We start from the raw sequence: 18,842 nt of genomic DNA on the forward strand, positions 1-18,842 counted from the left end.
AATCCGGACTTTTAAAAGTGGGGGACCAGGTTCGCTTTCTGAATGTTGCTCAGCGCGAACACTTCATCGTTGCCCTCAACGGTTACCGTGATCATCTCGCCTTCGACAGACTTGATGATACCCTGCCATTTACGGCGGTTCTGCACGGCCATACGCAGTACCAGACTCACCTCTTCACCGGCGAAACGCGCATAATGTTCAGCGGTAAAAAGAGGACGGTCAAGACCCGGTGAGGAAACTTCAAGGTTGTAAGCCACCGTGATGGGATCTTCCACATCCATCACAGCGCTGACCTGGTGGCTGACATCGGCGCAATCATCAACATTGATACCCTCTTCACTATCAATATAGATGCGCAAGGTTGATGTGCGACCACGAATAAACTCGATACCGACCAATTCGTAGCCAAGCGCTTCTACTGGAGCAGAGATCAACTCTGTCAATTTTTGCTCTAATGTGGACAAGCCCACCCCCAAGACATAAAAAAAGGGCCTAATAGCCCAGTGTTGCGATTTCCTGATAACAAAAAACCCCGAAAAATCGGGGCTTTTTGTGACTGGACCCTGTATGCCGCGATGCGGCTCGGAGCACAATCCAGAAGAATTTTTTTCAAAGTCCACTGTGGAATGCGTCCGTCGATGCATACAGTATATTTGAAAAAGAACTCTAAGGGAAAGTGGTTGCGGGGGCCGGATTTGAACCGACGACCTTCGGGTTATGAGCCCGACGAGCTACCAGGCTGCTCCACCCCGCGTCCGAAAACGTGGCGAATGTTACGCCGAACTTGCGAAAAATGCAAGTCATACTGAGATTTGGTACCGAGGACGGGACTTGAACCCGTAAGCCCAATCGGGCACTACCACCTCAAGGTAGCGTGTCTACCAATTCCACCACCTCGGCACTTCACTGACAGCGACGATAGGTTGTCGCATTGCAAGCTGACGATCTTACTGCGGGATATCGTTACCCGGGGTTGCCGGTTTCGCTGGCTGAGTCTGTTCAGATTTCGCCGGCGCAGTCAGATTTTCCCATTCGCTTCCTTTGGAAGTTTTATTCGTGTTCAGGTTACCCAGAATCAGGCTGATGATGAAGAACAGCGTTGCCAGCACTGCGGTCATGCGAGTCATAAAGTTACCAGACCCGGTAGAACCAAACAGCGTCGCAGAAGCGCCTGCACCAAATGATGCTCCCATATCAGCGCCTTTACCTTGCTGCAGCATGATCAGACCGACAAGGCCCAGTGCCACAATAAGGAAAACTACCAAAAGAGCTTCGTACATAATCAACCTGTTTCCTTGCGCGTAACCCGCACAGTTAAAGCTTCAACCAGTATCGATGGGGAGTCTCGTCATCACCCACCAGAAGCGGGTGTGAATACTAACCAAAGGCGCATACCTCTGCAAGCGCAATTTTCACGAACCTGACTGATTGCGGAAAAAAGCGCCATCACGGTGATTTTACAGGCGGAAAGGGAAAAATCCTGCCGCCTGTGGCCTGATTAAACGGCCTTCACTGCGTCGGCAATTTGATGCGCCAGCGCGGTGACCTGGGCTTCATCCTCGCCCTCAACCATCACACGAATCAGTGGCTCGGTACCGGATTTACGCAACAATACGCGCCCACGTCCGGCGAGGATTTTTTCCACCTCAGCGCTGGCCGCCTTGACGGCATCGGTCTGCAAAGGATCACTGTCGCCGCTAAAGCGCACATTCACCAGTACCTGCGGCAGCATCTTCATACCGCTGCACAAATCGTGCAGACTCATATGATTTTGTACAATCGCAGTAAGCACTTGCAAACTTGCAACGATACCGTCACCCGTGGTGGTTTTATCCAGCAAAATGACATGACCAGAGTTTTCTGCACCGAGTCGCCAGCCTTTCTCCTGCATTTTTTCCAGGACATAGCGGTCGCCGACTTTGGCGCGCACAAACGGAATACCGAGTTGTTTCAGCGCCAGCTCAAGCCCCATATTGCTCATCAACGTACCCACTACGCCACCGCGCAGCTGCCCCTGGCGTAAACCTTCACGGGCGATGATGTAGAGGATCTGGTCGCCATCGACCTTATTACCCAGGTGGTCAACCATCATGATGCGGTCGCCATCACCATCGTAGGCCAGCCCCAGATCCGCCTTCTCGGCCAGCACCCGCTGCTGCAACATGCGCAGATCGGTGGCACCACATTCTTTATTGATGTTCATGCCATCAGGTTGGGTCGCAATGGCAATGACCGTCGCCCCCAGCTCACGCAGCACATTCGGTGCGATGTGGTAAGTCGCCCCATTGGCGCAATCCACCACAATTTTTAACCCGTTCAGGCTTAGCTCACTGGGGAAGGTGCCTTTACAGAATTCGATGTAACGACCGGCCGCATCGACAATTCGGCTGGCACGGCCCAGCTCTGCCGATTCAACGCAGGTAATCGGCTTTTCCATCTCCAGCTCAATGGCTTCTTCCACTTCGTCCGGCAACTTGGTGCCTTCAGCAGAGAAAAATTTGATGCCGTTATCGTCGAACGGGTTATGTGAGGCTGAAATCACAATCCCGGCTTCCGCGCGGAAAGTGCGCGTCAGATAGGCAATCGCCGGTGTTGGCATCGGTCCGGTAAACGCAGCAGACAGGCCAGCCGCCGCCAGTCCGGCTTCCAGCGCCGATTCCAGCATATAACCTGAAATACGCGTGTCTTTGCCAATCAGTACTTTTCTGGAACCGTGACGCGCCAGTACTTTACCTGCCGCCCAACCCAGCTTTAGTACGAAATCAGGGGTGATCGGCGCTTCACCCACTTTGCCGCGAATACCATCCGTACCGAAATATTTACGATCACTCATGCCTTTTTATCCTTTTGCTCTGCGTGTTGCTTCCACAACGCGCATCGCCTCAACGGTTTCTTTCACGTCATGCACGCGAATGATGTGTGCACCCTGCATGGCGGCAATCACCGCACACGTCAGGCTGCCGGTCAGACGCTGCGCTGGACCGACATTTAACAGCTGGCCAATCATCGACTTACGTGACATTCCCACTAACAGCGGCAAACCGAAATGGTGGAAATGGCCCAGTTCGGCCAGCAGTTCATAATTGTGGCTGAGATTCTTACCGAAACCGAAGCCGGGGTCGAGCAGCAGATTGTCTTTTTTAATCCCCGCCGCCACACAGCGCGCAATCTGCTCAGTGAAGTAAGCGTCAACTTCGCTGACGATATTTTGATACTGCGGAGCCTGCTGCATGGTGCGTGGTTCACCCTGCATATGCATCAGGCACACCGGCAGCCCGGTTTGCGCCGCCGCCTGCAACGCACCGGGTTCAGCCAGCGAACGAATATCGTTAATGATGTGAGCGCCCACTCGCGCAGATTCACGGATGACTTCGGCTTTAGAAGTATCGACCGAAATCCACACTTCGAAACGTTGGGCGATGGCTTCCACGACCGGAATCACACGTTCCAGTTCTTCTTCAACACTGACCTCATCCGCACCAGGGCGCGTCGATTCACCACCCACATCAATGATGGTCGCCCCCGCGTTGACCATCTCATTGGTGTGCGTTAACGCATCTACCAGCGAGTTATGCTTACCACCATCGGAGAAGGAGTCCGGCGTGACATTCAAAATACCCATCACATGGGGAAACGACAGATCGAGATGGGAATCACGGGCGTACAACTTCATGGTGAGAGTCTCCTTGAGGAATTACTGAACTGCGGGATGTAAAAAACCCCGGACCGGCCGGGGTTTGTATTGAGGTTAGTGCCTCTTACTTGTCGAGCTGTTCTGACATGGTGTTGCCCGGATTTGGCGTACGCGGTTCATCAACCGGACGTGGCGCCTTCGGCGTACCGTTGTTGTCAGAAGAGTTGCTGCCCGGGTCTTCCCAGCCAGCTGGTGGACGCACTTCGCGACGCGCCATCAGGTCATCAATCTGCGGTGCGTCGATGGTTTCATACTTCATCAGCGCGTCTTTCATCGCGTGAAGGATGTCCATGTTTTCACCCAGGATACGGCGTGCGCGCTGATAGTTGCTGTCGATCAGGTGTTTCACTTCCTGGTCGATGATACGCGCCGTTTCATCAGACATGTGCTTAGCTTTCGCCACAGAACGACCGAGGAACACCTCACCCTCTTCCTCTGCATACAGCAGCGGACCGAGTTTTTCGGAGAAGCCCCATTGGGTCACCATGTTGCGCGCCAGATTAGTCGCCACTTTGATGTCGTTAGATGCACCCGTAGATACGTGCTCAACACCGTAGATGATTTCTTCCGCCAGGCGACCGCCGTACAGCGTAGAAATCTGGCTTTCCAGCTTCTGACGGCTGGCGCTAATTGCATCGCCTTCCGGCAGGAAGAAGGTGACACCCAGTGCGCGGCCGCGCGGGATGATGGTCACTTTATGTACCGGATCGTGTTCCGGCACCAGACGACCAATAATCGCATGGCCAGCTTCGTGATAGGCGGTAGATTCTTTCTGCGCTTCCGTCATCACCATGGAGCGACGTTCCGCACCCATCATGATTTTGTCTTTCGCTTTCTCGAACTCAACCATCGATACCACACGCTTGTTGGAGCGCGCAGCAAACAAAGCTGCTTCGTTCACCAGGTTCGCCAGGTCAGCACCGGAGAAACCCGGGGTACCACGCGCGATGATGGCTGCATCGATGTCGGTTGCCAGCGGCACACGACGCATATGCACTTTCAGGATCTGCTCACGACCACGAACATCTGGCAGGCCAACCACGACCTGGCGGTCAAAACGGCCTGGACGCAGCAGCGCCGGGTCAAGCACGTCAGGACGGTTCGTTGCCGCGATAACGATAATGCCTTCGTTGCCTTCAAAACCATCCATCTCAACCAGCATCTGGTTCAGCGTTTGTTCACGTTCGTCGTGACCACCGCCTAAACCGGCACCACGCTGACGACCCACCGCATCGATTTCATCGATAAAGATGATGCACGGTGCCGCCTTTTTCGCTTGTTCGAACATGTCACGCACACGAGATGCACCAACACCCACGAACATTTCAACGAAGTCAGAACCGGAGATAGTAAAGAAAGGCACTTTTGCTTCACCGGCGATAGCTTTCGCCAGCAGCGTTTTACCGGTACCCGGCGGACCCACCATCAGGACGCCCTTGGGAATTTTACCGCCCAATTTCTGGAAACGGCTCGGTTCACGCAGATACTCGACCAACTCACCCACTTCTTCTTTGGCCTCATCACAACCGGCCACATCAGCAAAAGTGGTTTTGATCTGATCTTCCGTCAGCATGCGGGCCTTGCTCTTACCGAAGGACATCGCGCCCTTCCCGCCGCCACCTTGCATCTGACGCATAAAGAAGATCCACACGCCAATCAGCAGCAGCATCGGGAACCAGGAGATGAAGATCGAAGCCAGCAGGCTCGGTTCTTCCGGCGGTTCGCCAACCACTTTGACGTTTTTGGTCAACAGGTTATCGAGTAACTTGGGATCGTTGACAGGAATATAGGTCGTGTATTTATTACTGTCTTTTTTGGTAACGTTAATCTCACGCCCGTTAATACGTGCCTCGCGGACCTGATCCTGGTTCACTTCCGACAGGAAGGTTGAATAATCAACCCTACGGCCATTCGACTCGCTGGGCCCAAAGCTCTGGAATACTGACATCAGCACGACCGCGATGACTAACCAGAGAATCAGGTTTTTCGCCATGTCACTCAAGGGATTAACCTCATATTACAACGGTGTTAACAGACAGCGTAGGGTACTATATATCCTTCATACCTGGAATCGCGGCGCTGATGATTTTGCTTGTTTACCCTGAAAGTCAGAATTCTCATCGGTGTAAACGCATTGCTCGCCTTGCTTTGATTCCGGTAAATCGGGTTATAGTTTGCGCCCTGTCGCCACAATGTACACTTCGCGCGAACGTGATCGCGAAGCATCCGGCTTACGAATTTTCACTTTCGTAAACAGGGAGCGAATTTCCCGCAGGTATTCATCGAAGCCATCTCCCTGAAACACTTTCACCACAAAACTGCCGCCTGGGGCCAGGATATCCCGACACATTTCCAGCGCCAATTCTACCAAATACATCGAACGCGGAATATCAACTGCAGGTGTACCGCTCATGTTCGGCGCCATGTCCGACATCACCACCTGCACTTTTTCGTCACCAACGCGTTCCAGTAGCGTCTTCAGCACTGCTTCGTCACGAAAATCGCCTTGCAGAAAATCAACACCGACAATCGGGTCCATAGGCAGCAGGTCACAGGCAATGATACGGCCATTCGAGCCAATTAGTTGTACCACATATTGCGACCAGCCACCGGGTGCAGCCCCCAGATCGACCACTGTCATACCGGGTTTGAACAGCTTGTCACCCTGCTGTATTTCCTCAAGTTTAAACCAGGCGCGCGAACGCAACCCTTTTTTCTGTGCCTGTTGCACATATTTATCGCTAAAGTGTTCCTGAAGCCAGCGACTGGAACTGGCCGAACGCTTTTTACCCGTCATAATTTTTCCAGTTAAATCGTCATCGTAGCGATAAATCAGCACGCATGGGTTGCGTTGATTTGGCGATATACCCGAGATGGCGGTAGAATGAACCGTTTTCAATCCCTAAGTAAGCAAAAAAATACGATGAATCTGAGTACCAAACAAAAACAGCACCTGAAAGGCCTTGCACATCCGCTTAAACCCGTTGTTATGCTGGGTGGCAATGGCCTGACTGAAGGCGTGCTCGCCGAAATCGAACAGGCGCTAGAACATCACGAATTGATCAAGGTAAAAATTGCCTCGGAAGATCGTGAAACTAAGCTCCTGATCGTTGACGCTATCGTCCGCGAAACCAAAGCTTGCAACGTACAGGTCATCGGCAAAACGCTGGTGCTGTATCGCCCTGCAAAAGAGAGCAAGATTTCTCTCCCCCGTTCGTAACGGCGGGCAGAGAAAGTGCCATGCTCCTGCATGGGATAAAAGGCCGCTATGCGGCCTTTTTCCTTTCTTTACAATATGCAGCAACGCATTTCAAAGCGTAGCAATATATTAGATGTATTCCACCTTCAGGATCTCATATTCCACATCCCCGCCCGGTGTTTTGATGATCGCGACGTCATCCGCTTCTTTCCCGACCAGACCACGCGCCATCGGCGAGTTCACTGAAATCAGATTTTGTTTAAAGTCGGCTTCGTCATCGCCCACGATACGGTAGGTCGATTCTTCATCAGTATCGATGTTCAGCACCTGCACGGTAGCACCAAAAATGACGCGACCGGTTTTCGGCATCTGAGTCACATCAATCACTTGCGCATTGGAGAGTTTCGCTTCGATCTCCTGAATGCGTCCCTCGCAGAACCCTTGTTCTTCGCGGGCAGCATGGTATTCGGCATTCTCTTTCAAATCGCCGTGCTCACGGGCTTCGGCGATAGAGGCGATGATGCGCGGACGCTTAACGGTTTTCAGTTCGTTCAGCTCTTCGCGCAGCTTTTCAGCGCCTTTTAAAGTCATCGGAATCTGTTTCATTTTGGCTCCTCGTCATCTTTCCTGGTTAACAGCGTCATCCTGACCGGTGACAGCAGAAAACAGCTTCTGCGGCGCGTTACCTCATTTTCACAAGCAAAAGAATCCTGACCCGGAAAGGTTTCCGGGTCAGGATGGGTTTTGCATTTTGATACGTATTTTACCCCAGAGTTCCCTGTGGGTCATCGTTTACTTTGCACCGTCCGGGGACGTAGTATTGTCGCCTTCACCCGTCAGTTACCGCGAGATTATGCGATTTTCACGACTTGTTACCGGATTAACCTGTGCGTTTATGCTGCAGGCACAAGCAGCCCCCGTTGAGGAATACATGCAGTATTTACCAGACGGCGCAAACCTGGCGCTGATGGTACAAAAAGTGGGCGCATCAACCCCGATAATCGATTTTCATGGCAAACAAATGGCGTTACCCGCCAGTACCATGAAGGTTGTGACCGCGCTGGCGGCGTTGCTGGAGCTGGGGCCAGACTTCCGTTTCCAGACCACGCTGGAAACCAAAGGCGCAGTCAGCGATGGCACCCTGAATGGGGATCTGGTGGCACGCTTTGCCGGTGATCCGACATTAAGCCGCCAGGATCTGCGCAACATGGTCGCCACGCTGAAAAAGCAGGGCATTACCCATATTAAAGGCAACCTGGTGATCGATACCTCGGTCTTCGCCAGCCACGATATGGCACCAGGCTGGCCGTGGAACGATCTGACGCAATGCTTCAGCGCACCGCCAGGGGCAGCCATCGTCGATAAAAACTGTTTCTCTGTTTCGCTCTACAGCGCCAGCAAGCCGGGCGAAACCGCCTTTGTGCGCATCGCTTCCTATTACCCGGCGCATATGTTCAGCCAGGTACGTACCCTCGGCCCTAACAGCGGCGAGGGACAATATTGCGAGCTGGATGTGGTGCCAGGCGAACTGAACCGCTACACCCTGACCGGCTGCATGCGTCAGCGTGCTGAACCGCTGCCACTGGCCTTTGCCGTGCAGGATGGCGCAGCCTGGGCCGGCGAGATCCTGAAGGATGAACTGCGCGCTGCAGATATCGATTACAGCGGCCATCTGGTGCGTCAGACGCAGGTCACGTCGCCGGGTACCGTGCTGGCCTCCACGCAATCCGCACCGTTGCACGATTTGCTGCACACCATGCTGAAGAAATCGGACAATATGATTGCCGATACCGTGTTCCGTACCATTGGCCATCATTACTTCAATGTCCCGGGCACCTTCCGTGCCGGTTCTGATGCAGTGCGCCGCATTCTGCGCGAAAAAGCCGGTGTCGATCTCGGCAACACCATTCAGGTAGACGGCTCAGGCCTGTCACGTCATGATTTGGTCGCGCCCAGTACCATGATGCAGGTGCTGCAATACATCGCCAAAAATGATTCAACGCTGAACTACATCTCCATGCTGCCGCTAGCGGGCTACGATGGCACGCTACAATATCGTGGTGGTCTGCATGAAGCGGGCGTTGATGGTAAGGTATCGGCGAAGACCGGTTCGCTGCAGGGCGTCTATAATCTGGCAGGATTCATTACCACTGCCAGCGGCGCGCGCGTTGCCTTTGTCCAGTATCTGTCCGGTTATGCTGTTCCGCCGGAAGACCAGAAGACACGCCGCATTCCGCTGGTGCGTTTTGAAAGCCGCCTCTACAAGGACATTTACCAGAACAACTGATGAAACTGTTAATCGTTGAGGATGATGCGCTGCTGCAATCGGGCCTGGCCCAGGCATTGAGCGCCCAGGGGTACGCCGTCGACTGTGCCGCCAGCGCCGCAGAAAGCAATGCCTTGCTGCGCAGTGGCCAGTACAGCCTGATCGTACTGGATCTCGGTCTGCCCGATCGTGACGGCGCTGCGCTACTGCGTCAGTGGCGTCGCGATGGCATCGCCGTACCGGTACTGATTCTCACCGCGCGTGATGCGCTGGAAGATCGGGTGGATGGGCTGGATGCCGGTGCCGATGACTATCTGGTGAAGCCCTTTGCCCTGGTGGAACTGCAGGCACGCGTGCGGGCATTGATTCGCCGCTATCAAGGCCATAGCGACAACCTGTTGCAGCAGGGTGACCTCACTCTCAACCTCAGTTCTCAGCAGGTACTGCTGGAGAACCAGCCGCTGGAAATCACGCCGAAAGAGTTCGCGCTGCTAACCCGTTTGCTGATGCGCGTCGGGCAGAATGTGCACCGCGAAACCCTGCAACAGGATCTCTACAGCTGGAACGATGATCCCGGCTCCAACACGCTGGAAGTCCATATTCACAATCTGCGCCGCAAACTCGGCAAAGATCGTATCAAGACCGTGCGTGGCGTCGGTTATCGGCTGGAAGAACGTGAATGAATAGCATGCGTCAGCGCTTGCTGATTATGCTGGCGCTGATTTTGCTCACCTGCCAGATCATGAGCGCCGTCTGGCTGTGGCACGAAAGCCGCGAACAGATTGGCTTTCTGGTGAATGAAACGCTCACCGCCAAAGCACGTAACGATCACGTCGAAAACGAAATCCGCGAAGCCATTGCCTCACTGCTGTTGCCGTCGCTGGTGATGGTGTGCCTGACGTTGCTGTTCTCCTTCTGGGCCATCAACTGGATTATCCGCCCGCTGAAGTTGTTGCAAAGCAGCCTTGCCCATCGCTCCGCCGATAATCTGTCCGCGCTGCCGCTCTATTCCGAGATGGAAGAGATCGTGGCGGTGACCACCTCGATCAATCAGCTCCTGTCGCGTCTCGATCATACGCTGCAACAGGAACGCCTGTTCACCGCCGACGCCGCCCACGAATTACGCACGCCACTGGCCGGGCTGCGCCTGCATCTGGAGCTGCTGCAACAGCAAAACGTACCGCAAAGTGAAATGCTGGTGGAACGTATCGATCAGCTAATGCACACGGTTGAACAATTATTGATGCTGTCGCGTGCTGGCCAGGCGCTGGCTGGCGGTCACTATCAGCAGTTGCACTGGCAACAGGACATCATGCAACCATTGCAGCCGGAGATGGCCGAACTTTACGCGCAGCGTCAGCAGCAATTGTTCTGGCCGCAGGGTACGGATGTACCGCAACAGGGTGAGGCGGTTTTGCTGCGTCTTATGCTGCGTAACCTACTGGAAAATGCCTCGCGCTACAGCCCGGAAGGCAGTGAAGTGCAGGTGTTGTTACGTGAAGAAGAACAGCAGGTGATCGTTGAAGTATGGGATCAGGGACCAGGCATTGAAGCCAGTGCGGCAGAGGAACTGACTAAGGCCTTCCGGCGTCGCGATCAACGCTACGGTGGCAGCGGTCTGGGTCTGAATATTGTGCTGCGCATTGTGCAGATGCATCACGGCAGCCTGGAACTGGTTAACCGGAAAGACGGCAGCGGACTGATTGCCCGCTGCCGTTTGCCTCATCATCTCAATTAGAATTGCGTGTTGAGGCTCATGTAGTAAGTACGGCCTGAATCGTTGTAGGTGTTCGCACCAGCACCATACAAATACGCGCCGGTCGTCGCGTTGCCGGTGGTCTGGGCATTACCCTGACGCCAGTGGCGCTTGTCGAACAGGTTATCGATACCAAGTGTGACGCTGACGTACTTGTTCACATCATACGTACCGCTCATACCAAGGATAGAGTAAGGGCTGACCTGATCGGTGGCGCTGCCGGTAACCGGGTTGCCATGATAGTCATACTTCTTAGGCACTTGCTTGCCATACCAGGTAAAGGTGGTTTGCAGCGACAGATCCTCTGTTGCCTGCCAGCTCAGCGTCGAGTTCAGGGTATATTGCGGGATAATCGACAAACGGTCGCCGGTCTCTTTGTTCTTACTCTGCAGCATATACGTGTAATTGTTATTCCACGTTACGGTGTCAGAGAACGGGATGTTGATGGTGCCTTCCAGCCCTTCAACCACCGCTTTCGGTACGTTTTCCCACTTGTAGATATTGGTGGTGCCGTTAGAGGCGGTACCGGTTGAGACCATACCCGCTTCGATTTTGTTGCGATAATCGTTGCGGAACCAGGTCAGACCGGCCTGATAGCCTTCGTGTTTCCACTCCAGACCAATCTCTTTGTTGATGCTGTTTTCTGCTTTCAGGTCTTTATTACCCTGCAAATAACAGGCGCTGGACGCATCAGCACAACCCTGACCGTTGCTGTACAACAGATAGTTCGGGTTGGTCTGATACAGGCTCGGCGCTTTATAAGCACGACCAATCCCCATCTTCAGCGTGAAGTCATCACCCAGCCCTTGCGACAGGTTCAGTGACGGGCTCCAGTTGTTGCCCACAATCGAGTGATGATCGAAACGCAGGCTCGGCGTCAGCATGGTGCTGTCTGTCAGCTCCATGTTGTCTTCAGCAAACAGTGAGAAGATTTCAGCCTGGGAATACGGACTGCGTCCGGTACTCGAGATGCCCGGCACGCTACCGTAGCTGGCTGCCTGGGTGGTGGAAGAAGGATCCTTCATGCGCTGCTGATTCCACTCAGTGCCCAGCGTTGCGGTCTGGTTAATCAGCCATTCAAACGGAATGCTGACTTCACTATGCAGCATAATGTCGTCGAGCTGGATGGTGTTAAAGCCGCTGTTGGAGAAGATCCCTTCGGTCCCGCCCGCCAGGCCTTCATTGATACGGGTGTTACGGGTTTTCTCGTAGCGTCCCCAGGTACTGGTACTGACACCATTGTCCCAGGCACCGGTCCATTTCAGCGAGATGTTCTGGCGATACAGGCGGTTGGTTTCATCACCGTACAGGCTTTTCACCAGCGTGCTGGTGTTGGTGTTCTGCGTATCACCGGCATAAAGGTTACCCTGACGGCTGTAGCCTGCCTGCAATTCGAGGGTTTGCATCGGCGCAAACGCCCAGCTCAGTAACGCATTGATATCTTTGTTGACGGAACCTTCGCGTCCAGCCGGATAGCTGCCCGCATAAGTCCCGGTACGATCTGCAGCATGGCCTTCGTTGATATCGTAGGCATCCGCCTGAGTTTTGGCTAAGCCACCGTACAACCGGAAGTTGAAGTCATCACCCAGCGGCCCTTGCAGGCTGAAATTGGTGCGTTTGGTTGCGCCTTCATCTTTGTGCTGCGGTACGTTGAAATAGCTGTTCCAGGAACCGTGCCACTGCTGGTCGGTGTATTTCTTGGTGATGATGTTCACCACGCCACCCGCCGCGCCGTTGCCGTAGCGCACCGCGGCCGGACCACGAATCACGTCGATATGGTCGATCAACTCTGGCGGTACCCAGTTGGTATCACCGCGCGTATCACGCTCGCCACGCCAGCCAAGGCGTACCGAGTTACGGCTGGTGATCGGCATACCATCAACCATGATCAGGGTATTTTCCGGGCCCATGCCACGGATATCGATCTGGCGATTGTTGCCGCGCTGGCCGCTGGTGGAGTTACCGGTCAGGTTAACGCCCGGCATGGTGCGGATGATTTCAGACACATCGCGCGCTGGCGGATGCTTTTTGATTTCATCGGCGGTAATGGTAGAAACGCCTGGAGCCTGCAACGTTTGCTGCTGGGCGGTCACCATCATGGTGCCCCCATCCACGGAAGCGGCGTCTGTGCTGGTAGTCGTGCTGCTGGAGGTCTCTGCTGCCCAGGTGGTACCGGAGAGAAGCCCCAGTTCAATCAGAATGGCTAATGATAAACGCGAATATTTTTTCATTTTTTCGTTCCTGGATTGCCAGCAAACGTAACTGGCGCGCCGGTGAGAAAGTCACAATCCTTTATCGTCGCCCTGTCCCAAACCTGGCAGTGCCATCCGTCGCGCATCCCTTCCTTTATGAGAAAGGTGACAGGCGGAACGAGCGTGCTCATTTATGAGCGGAAACACCCTATTGCAAATGCAAATAATTATCAATAGTATTATCTGTAACCTTTGTGAAAAGATCCTTGAGTAAACGGCGACTGGCAGCACCTATGACCTGGCTAAACGAAATAACCGGCAGTGAAGCCTGGTGGCAGGAGCAGCAACGTAAAGGCATCCCGTATGTCGAGGGAGAGGTGGATGGCGCATGTCAGGTCACTTTCTTCTGGCGCGATCCGCAGGGCAATGAAACGCAGTCGCGCACGCAGCGGGTGTGGATCAACATCACCGGCGTAACCGATCACCACCAGCACCGCCCCCCGCAATCTTTAGTACGTGTCGCCAATACCGATGTCTGGTACTGGCAGACCCTCCTGCCAGCCAGCTGGCGCGGCAGTTACTGTCTGATGCCTGATAAACAAGCGACCGATTTCGCCGGGGATGCCGACATGTATACCCTGCGCAACTGGTGGCGCGATAAATTCCCGACTGCCCAGGCCGATCCGCTTAATCCCCTGCGTGGCTGGTCTGGTGGGCGTGGCATGGGCGTTTCTCCCCTGCATCTGCCACAGGCCCCCAATCAACAGGTATGGCGCGCCATTGATGAAGGCCGTGCCCCTGAAATCGCCTTACAGCAATATCGCTGGGACAGCACCTTACTGGGCAACAGCCGTTCCGTCTGGCTGTACTGCACCGGCGCGGCTGAACCCCGGCAGCGACCACTGGCCATTTTGCTTGATGGGCAGTTCTGGGCGCACAGCATGCCGATTGCCGGTCCGCTGCAACAACTCACCGATCAGGGCACGCTGCCTGCGGCGGTGTATCTGTTTATCGACATCATCGACCGCGAACATCGCAGCCGCGAGCTGCCGTGTAATGCCCTGTTCTGGCAAGCCTTACAGGAAGAGTTGCTCCCTCAGGTGGCGCAGTGGGCACCTTATCGGCAGAACGCTGACAGCACCGTGGTGGCCGGGCAAAGTTTCGGCGGACTCGCCTCGGTATTCGCCGCATTGCACTGGCCACAGCAGTTTGGCAATGCCATCAGTCTGTCCGGCTCCTTCTGGTGGCCGGAGCGCGGTAATGCGCACGGCTGGCTGATCCAGCAGCTGGAACAGGGTCTGGCACCGCGTCAGCCACTGCGTTTCTGGCTGGAAGCAGGCAAACGTGAAGGGCTGATTTTGCAGGCTAATCAGCAATTGCAGCAGTTGTTGCAGGCGGCCGGTTATCAGATGGATTACCAGCCGGTGGAAGGTGGACACGATGCGCTGTGCTGGCGTGGTGGTCTGCTGGATGGCCTGCAAGCGCTGTGGCGCAATCCGACCCCGCATTAAACAAGCAGGAGCCGACATGGAACATCGCAATCCCTTTGACGATCCGCAGCAGGATTGTCTGGTGCTGTGCAATCCGCAGCAACAATACAGTTTATGGCCCGCGTTCAGCGTTCCTCCCTCTGGCTGGCAAACGGTGTTTGGCCCACAGCCGCAACCCGCCTGCCTGAACTGGCTGGAACAGAACTGGCAGGATATCCGGCCGCTGACGCAGGACACCAACCGGAGCGACAATGTCTGAATCCCTGATGAACCGACACCTCACCGAACAGCAAACCCTGCCGCTGGTGGCGGCCCAGCCCGGCATCTGGATTGCCGATCAGCTGTCCCGCCATCACAATGCCTATGCGGTCGCGCACTTTATTGAATTGCAGGGTGATATCGATAGCGCCCTGCTGTGCAAAGCGATTATTGCGGGTATGCAGGAAGCCGATACGCTAAACATGGTGTTTGGCGAAGTGGACGGCGAAGCAATGCAATGGCCGCAGGCGCAGAACTTTAGCCAGCCGCAGCTCATCGATCTGCGTGCAGAAGCCGACCCCGCCGCCAAAGCCCGCGCCCTGATGCGCGCCGATATGAACGGCGATTTGCGCGTGCTGAGCGGCGCACCGCTGTATCATCATTGCCTGTTCCGGCTGGGTGAGCAGCATTGGTTCTGGTATCAGCGTTATCACCATCTGGTGGTGGATGGGTTCAGTTTTACCGCCCTGACGCGCCGCATCGCCAATCTGTACAGCGCCTGGGCACAGCAACAGCAAGCGGAACCCACCCCCTTTATCCCTTTTAGCGAAGTGGTGGAAGAGTATCAGCGCTATCAGCAATCCACTTCCTTCACGCGTGACAGCCAGTTCTGGCGCGAAAAAGGTGCCAGCCTGCCTGCACCCGCCTCACTGTCGCCCCAGCCGCTGGCAGGACAAAGCGCCAGTACCGATTTGCTGCGTCACAGCCTGACACTGGATCGCGCCACCTTCCAGCAGCTGGTGAGCCAGCATCCTCAGCATAGCGCCGCCGATCTTGCCTTCGCGCTGGTGGGGCTATGGCTGGCCCGCCTGAGCGGGCAAAACGATTTCTCCGCTGGTTTTATCTTTATGCGCCGTATCGGTTCGGCTGCGCTGTGCGCCACTGGTCCGGTGATTAACGTGCTACCGATGGCGATCCACTACGATCCGGCACAACCGCTGGCTACGCTGGCGAATCAGTTGGCCGGTGAAGTGAAAAAGATGCGCCGCCACCAGCGCTACGATGCCGAACAGGTGATGCGCGATCTCGGGCGTCTCGGTGATGGCGATCCGCTTTACGGCCCGGTGATCAACCTGAAGATGTTTGATTATCAGCTGGATTTCGCCGGTGTAGAGGGGATTACCCATCAGCTGGCATCCGGCCCGGTGCGCGATCTGGAAATTGCCATCTACATCAGCGAGCAGGGTGAACTGACGCTGGAGCTGCTGGCGAATGCGGCACGCTACAATCTGCCCACCCTGCAACGCCATAGTCGTCGTTTCGCCTTGTTACTGGCACAACTGGCGGCAGATCCGCAGCGCCCGTGCGGTGAGCTGGATCTGCTGACGGCTGAGGAACAGCGCCAGCTGGCTGATATCAATCACACCGCGCATCCGCTCCCGGCGGACACGCTGGCATCGCTGCTGGCCCGGCAGGCCTCGCGCACCCCGGATGCCCCGGCACTGGCCGATGCGCAGCATCAGCTGAGCTATCGCCAGATGCAGCAGCAGGTCTTTGCGCTGGCACAGCAGTTAAGTGCCGCTGGCGTACAACGCGGTGACATCGTGGCGGTGGCTTTACCGCGTTCAGTGCAGCTGTCGCTGGCGTTACAGGCGATTGTTACACTGGGTGCCGCTTATCTGCCACTCGATACCGGTTATCCCGACGACCGTCTGCAATTGATGCTGGAAGACGCGGCCCCCAAAACTCTGATGACCTCGGCCTCGCTCGCTGCGCGTTTTGCGGCCATTGCGCCGGTCAGCCAGTTGCATTTCGATACGCTCTCTCCGGAGCTGAATGCCCCTGCTCCCATCAGCGCGCCACAACCGCAGGACGGGGCTTATATCATCTATACCTCGGGTTCCACCGGGCGTCCCAAAGGGGTACTGGTCGGCCATGAAGCCATCGTCAACCGTCTGTTGTGGATGCAGGATCACTACCCGCTGCAAGCTGATGATGTGGTGCTTCAGAAAACCCCGAGCAGCTTTGACGTTTCGGTGTGGGAATTCTTCTGGCCGCTGCTGGTCGGCGCGCAGCTGGTGATGGCTCCGCCGGAAGCCCATCGCGATCCGGAAGCGCTGCAACAGCTTTTCGCACAGCACAAAGTGACCACCACCCACTTTGTTCCCTCCATGCTGGCGGCTTTTGTTGCTGCATTGCAGGATGAGGCGGCCATCAGCAGCTGCACCAGCCTGCGCCGCGTCTTCTGTAGCGGCGAAGCACTGCCAACCGATCTGTCGCGCGAGTGGGAACAGCTGACTCAAGTCCCGCTGCACAATTTGTATGGTCCGACGGAAGCGGCAGTGGATGTCAGCTGGTATCCGGCGTTTGGCGAGGCGCTGGCGGCGGTTGCAGGGGCCAGCGTGCCCATCGGTTATCCGGTGTGGAACACCGGCCTGCGCATTCTCGATGCCCGCCTGCAACCGGTGCCGCCGGGTGTAGCAGGTGATCTCTATCTTACCGGTATTCAGCTGGCACACGGCTACCTGGGGCGTCCTGACCTTACTGCCAGCCGTTTTGTCGCCGATCCGGCGGGCAACGGGGAACGTATGTACCGCACCGGCGATGTCGCACGCTGGCTGGAAAATGGTGCGGTGGAATATCTTGGCCGCAGCGACGATCAGTTAAAAATTCGCGGTCAGCGCATCGAACTCAATGAAATCGATCATGTGCTGTGCGCGCAGCCTGGCATTGAGCAGGCAGTCACGCACGCGGTGGTGCTGGGTGGCGCTGCGGCGCAGGGCGATGCCCGCCAACTGGTCGGTTATGTGATTGCCGATCATGCGGTTGATGGCGAAGCGCTACGCCATGCGCTGGCGCAGCAATTGCCCGCCCATATGGTGCCGGTGTCGATTGTGCAGCTGGAAGCGTTCCCGCTCAGCAGCAATGGCAAGCTGGATCGCAAAGCCTTACCGCTGCCGCAGGCCGCCATGGCCAGTGCCGGACGCGCGCCTCATCCGGGGCTGGAAAGCCAGCTGGCTGCGGCGTTTTGCCAGTTGCTGGCGTGCGACAGTATCAGCGCGCAGGATGATTTCTTTGCCCTTGGCGGCCATTCGCTGCTGGCGATGCGTCTTGCTGCACAGCTACGTCGTGAGCTGCAACAGCCGGTATCCGTGGGCCAGATCATGGTTGCTTCCACCGTCGAAAAACTGGCTGCACTGCTGAGTGATGAACAATCTCACCAACAGGCCGGTTTTGAAGCGGTGCTGCCACTGCGTCAGGGTAATGGACCCACGCTGTTCTGCTTCCATCCGGCCTCCGGTTTTGCCTGGCAGTTCAGTATCCTGCAACGCTATCTGGATCCACGCTGGTCGCTGATGGGTATTCAGTCACCGGATACCGATAGCCCGCTGAATCAAAGTGCGCATCTGGATGAGGTTTGTGACGCCCATCTGCGTACCCTGCGCGAAGTGCAGCCGCACGGTCCTTATTACTTCATTGGCTATTCGCTGGGTGGCACCCTGGCGCAGGGCATTGCCGCACGGCTGACAGCTACCGGAGAAGAGGTGGCGTTCCTTGGCCTGCTCGATACCTGGCCGCCGGAGACGCAGAACTGGGATGAAAAACGCGGCGAGAACGTACTGGACCCGGCGGTGCTGGAAGAAGTGAACCGTGAGCGTGAGCAGTTTATTGCTGCGCAACGTCATCAGGCGGGCGAAGAGATGCAGGCGATGTTCGATACCATCGAAGCCAATTACGCCAGCTCGGTTCGCCTGCTGGCGACCGCCCGCAGCGCCCACTTTACCGGACGCGCAACGCTGTTCCTTGCTGAGCAAACGCAACAACCAGGGCAGGACGCGCGACGCGCCTGGGCACCGTATGTTGGTGAACTGGCGGTGTGGCCGATGGATTGTGCCCACGTTGATATCATTTCACCGCAGATGTTCGAGCAGATTGGTCCCCTGTTGCAGCGGTTGTTGAGCGAACTGTAATCCAGAATGTAGCGGCGCGATTTATCACGCGGATTTTTCTGGCATCGCGCACGAAATTGCGCGATGAATCGCGCCG

General features: G+C 55.8%; 15 protein-coding genes and 2 tRNA genes. 7 read left to right on the top strand and 10 right to left on the bottom strand.

Going from position 1 to position 18,842, the window contains the following annotated elements; translation table 11 throughout:
• Positions 1-11: 11 nt before the first annotated feature.
• The 8 genes from rimP to rlmE all read right to left on the bottom strand — a co-directional run bounded on the left by rimP (position 12) and on the right by rlmE (position 6,491).
• Positions 12-464 carry a ribosome maturation factor RimP gene (gene rimP, locus PW844_RS25495; RefSeq protein ID WP_031279732.1) on the bottom strand — a complete coding sequence of 151 codons (453 nt, stop codon included), beginning with the start codon at positions 462-464 and terminating at the stop codon, positions 12-14.
• Positions 465-677: 213 nt separating this feature from the next.
• Positions 678-754: transfer RNA gene (locus tag PW844_RS25500), tRNA-Met, on the bottom strand.
• A gap of 59 nt (positions 755-813) precedes the next feature.
• A tRNA-Leu gene (locus PW844_RS25505) sits at positions 814-900 on the bottom strand.
• A 47-nt stretch (positions 901-947) separates the two neighbouring features.
• Positions 948-1,280: a preprotein translocase subunit SecG gene (gene secG / locus PW844_RS25510; RefSeq protein WP_013507698.1), complete on the bottom strand. Its 333-nt coding sequence runs from the start codon at positions 1,278-1,280 to the stop codon at positions 948-950.
• 218 nt (positions 1,281-1,498) lie between these two features.
• Positions 1,499-2,833 (bottom strand): phosphoglucosamine mutase, encoded by a 1,335-nt coding sequence (glmM, locus tag PW844_RS25515; RefSeq protein WP_084872251.1) that lies wholly within the window; start codon positions 2,831-2,833, stop codon positions 1,499-1,501.
• Positions 2,834-2,839: 6 nt separating this feature from the next.
• Entirely contained in the window at positions 2,840-3,673 is an 834-nt protein-coding gene (gene folP / locus PW844_RS25520; protein WP_299457787.1) for a dihydropteroate synthase, read from the bottom strand.
• Between the two features lie 85 nt (positions 3,674-3,758).
• A complete protein-coding gene (gene ftsH / locus PW844_RS25525) occupies positions 3,759-5,687 on the bottom strand; it encodes an ATP-dependent zinc metalloprotease FtsH (RefSeq protein ID WP_036627470.1) in 1,929 nt (642 codons plus the stop codon).
• Between the two features lie 174 nt (positions 5,688-5,861).
• Positions 5,862-6,491, bottom strand: a complete 630-nt coding sequence (gene rlmE, locus PW844_RS25530; RefSeq protein WP_084872247.1) for a 23S rRNA (uridine(2552)-2'-O)-methyltransferase RlmE — start codon at positions 6,489-6,491, stop codon at positions 5,862-5,864.
• 126 nt (positions 6,492-6,617) lie between these two features.
• Here rlmE and yhbY point away from each other — a divergent pair, with 126 nt between their 5' ends.
• A complete protein-coding gene (yhbY, locus tag PW844_RS25535; RefSeq protein WP_208717052.1) occupies positions 6,618-6,914 on the top strand; it encodes a ribosome assembly RNA-binding protein YhbY in 297 nt (98 codons plus the stop codon).
• Positions 6,915-7,022: 108 nt separating this feature from the next.
• On the opposite strand, the gene greA is transcribed toward yhbY, so the two are convergent.
• A complete protein-coding gene (greA, locus tag PW844_RS25540; protein WP_084872242.1) occupies positions 7,023-7,499 on the bottom strand; it encodes a transcription elongation factor GreA in 477 nt (158 codons plus the stop codon).
• A 247-nt stretch (positions 7,500-7,746) separates the two neighbouring features.
• Here greA and dacB point away from each other — a divergent pair, with 247 nt between their 5' ends.
• From dacB to pmrB, 3 genes are read left to right on the top strand one after another with little or no spacing between them, the layout of a single operon-like run.
• Positions 7,747-9,180, top strand: coding sequence for a serine-type D-Ala-D-Ala carboxypeptidase (dacB, locus tag PW844_RS25545; protein WP_299457793.1), 1,434 nt, complete (start codon positions 7,747-7,749; stop codon positions 9,178-9,180).
• Positions 9,180-9,842: a two-component system response regulator PmrA gene (gene pmrA / locus PW844_RS25550; protein WP_084872237.1), complete on the top strand. Its 663-nt coding sequence runs from the start codon at positions 9,180-9,182 to the stop codon at positions 9,840-9,842. The genes dacB and pmrA overlap by 1 nt, the downstream gene beginning before the upstream one ends.
• Positions 9,839-10,897: a two-component system sensor histidine kinase PmrB gene (gene pmrB / locus PW844_RS25555; RefSeq protein WP_299457797.1), complete on the top strand. Its 1,059-nt coding sequence runs from the start codon at positions 9,839-9,841 to the stop codon at positions 10,895-10,897. The genes pmrA and pmrB overlap by 4 nt, the downstream gene beginning before the upstream one ends.
• On the opposite strand, the gene PW844_RS25560 is transcribed toward pmrB, so the two are convergent.
• Positions 10,894-13,146 carry a TonB-dependent siderophore receptor gene (locus tag PW844_RS25560; protein WP_299457800.1) on the bottom strand — a complete coding sequence of 751 codons (2,253 nt, stop codon included), beginning with the start codon at positions 13,144-13,146 and terminating at the stop codon, positions 10,894-10,896. The two genes, pmrB and PW844_RS25560, sit on opposite strands and share 4 nt — an antisense overlap.
• Before the next feature lie 254 nt (positions 13,147-13,400).
• Between PW844_RS25560 and fes the strand changes: the two genes are divergently transcribed.
• The 3 genes from fes to PW844_RS25575 are packed head-to-tail and all read left to right on the top strand — an operon-like array spanning position 13,401 to position 18,766.
• Positions 13,401-14,618: an enterochelin esterase gene (fes, locus tag PW844_RS25565; protein WP_299457803.1), complete on the top strand. Its 1,218-nt coding sequence runs from the start codon at positions 13,401-13,403 to the stop codon at positions 14,616-14,618.
• Positions 14,619-14,634: 16 nt separating this feature from the next.
• The gene (locus tag PW844_RS25570; RefSeq protein ID WP_299457806.1) at positions 14,635-14,856 is read left to right on the top strand and encodes an MbtH family protein; all 222 of its coding nucleotides are present in this window, start codon (positions 14,635-14,637) and stop codon (positions 14,854-14,856) included.
• Entirely contained in the window at positions 14,849-18,766 is a 3,918-nt protein-coding gene (locus PW844_RS25575; protein ID WP_299457810.1) for an enterobactin synthase subunit F, read from the top strand. The genes PW844_RS25570 and PW844_RS25575 overlap by 8 nt, the downstream gene beginning before the upstream one ends.
• Positions 18,767-18,842 lie beyond the last annotated feature (76 nt).

Origin of the sequence: Pantoea sp. (genome assembly GCF_028283705.1) — a bacterium.
Classification (GTDB): domain Bacteria; phylum Pseudomonadota; class Gammaproteobacteria; order Enterobacterales; family Enterobacteriaceae; genus Pantoea.

What these genes read in the sequence shown, in the direction of transcription:
- secG (WP_013507698.1), bottom strand. Translation starts at nt 1,280, where the DNA reads ATGTACGAAGCTCTTTTGGTAGTTTTCCTTATTGTGGCACTGGGCCTT.
- glmM (WP_084872251.1), bottom strand. Translation starts at nt 2,833, where the DNA reads ATGAGTGATCGTAAATATTTCGGTACGGATGGTATTCGCGGCAAAGTG.
- folP (WP_299457787.1), bottom strand. Translation starts at nt 3,673, where the DNA reads ATGAAGTTGTACGCCCGTGATTCCCATCTCGATCTGTCGTTTCCCCAT.
- ftsH (WP_036627470.1), bottom strand. Translation starts at nt 5,687, where the DNA reads ATGGCGAAAAACCTGATTCTCTGGTTAGTCATCGCGGTCGTGCTGATG.
- rlmE (WP_084872247.1), bottom strand. Translation starts at nt 6,491, where the DNA reads ATGACGGGTAAAAAGCGTTCGGCCAGTTCCAGTCGCTGGCTTCAGGAA.
- yhbY (WP_208717052.1), top strand. Translation starts at nt 6,618, where the DNA reads ATGAATCTGAGTACCAAACAAAAACAGCACCTGAAAGGCCTTGCACAT.
- greA (WP_084872242.1), bottom strand. Translation starts at nt 7,499, where the DNA reads ATGAAACAGATTCCGATGACTTTAAAAGGCGCTGAAAAGCTGCGCGAA.
- dacB (WP_299457793.1), top strand. Translation starts at nt 7,747, where the DNA reads ATGCGATTTTCACGACTTGTTACCGGATTAACCTGTGCGTTTATGCTG.
- pmrA (WP_084872237.1), top strand. Translation starts at nt 9,180, where the DNA reads ATGAAACTGTTAATCGTTGAGGATGATGCGCTGCTGCAATCGGGCCTG.
- pmrB (WP_299457797.1), top strand. Translation starts at nt 9,839, where the DNA reads ATGAATAGCATGCGTCAGCGCTTGCTGATTATGCTGGCGCTGATTTTG.
- PW844_RS25560 (WP_299457800.1), bottom strand. Translation starts at nt 13,146, where the DNA reads ATGAAAAAATATTCGCGTTTATCATTAGCCATTCTGATTGAACTGGGG.
- fes (WP_299457803.1), top strand. Translation starts at nt 13,401, where the DNA reads ATGACCTGGCTAAACGAAATAACCGGCAGTGAAGCCTGGTGGCAGGAG.
- PW844_RS25570 (WP_299457806.1), top strand. Translation starts at nt 14,635, where the DNA reads ATGGAACATCGCAATCCCTTTGACGATCCGCAGCAGGATTGTCTGGTG.
- PW844_RS25575 (WP_299457810.1), top strand. Translation starts at nt 14,849, where the DNA reads ATGTCTGAATCCCTGATGAACCGACACCTCACCGAACAGCAAACCCTG.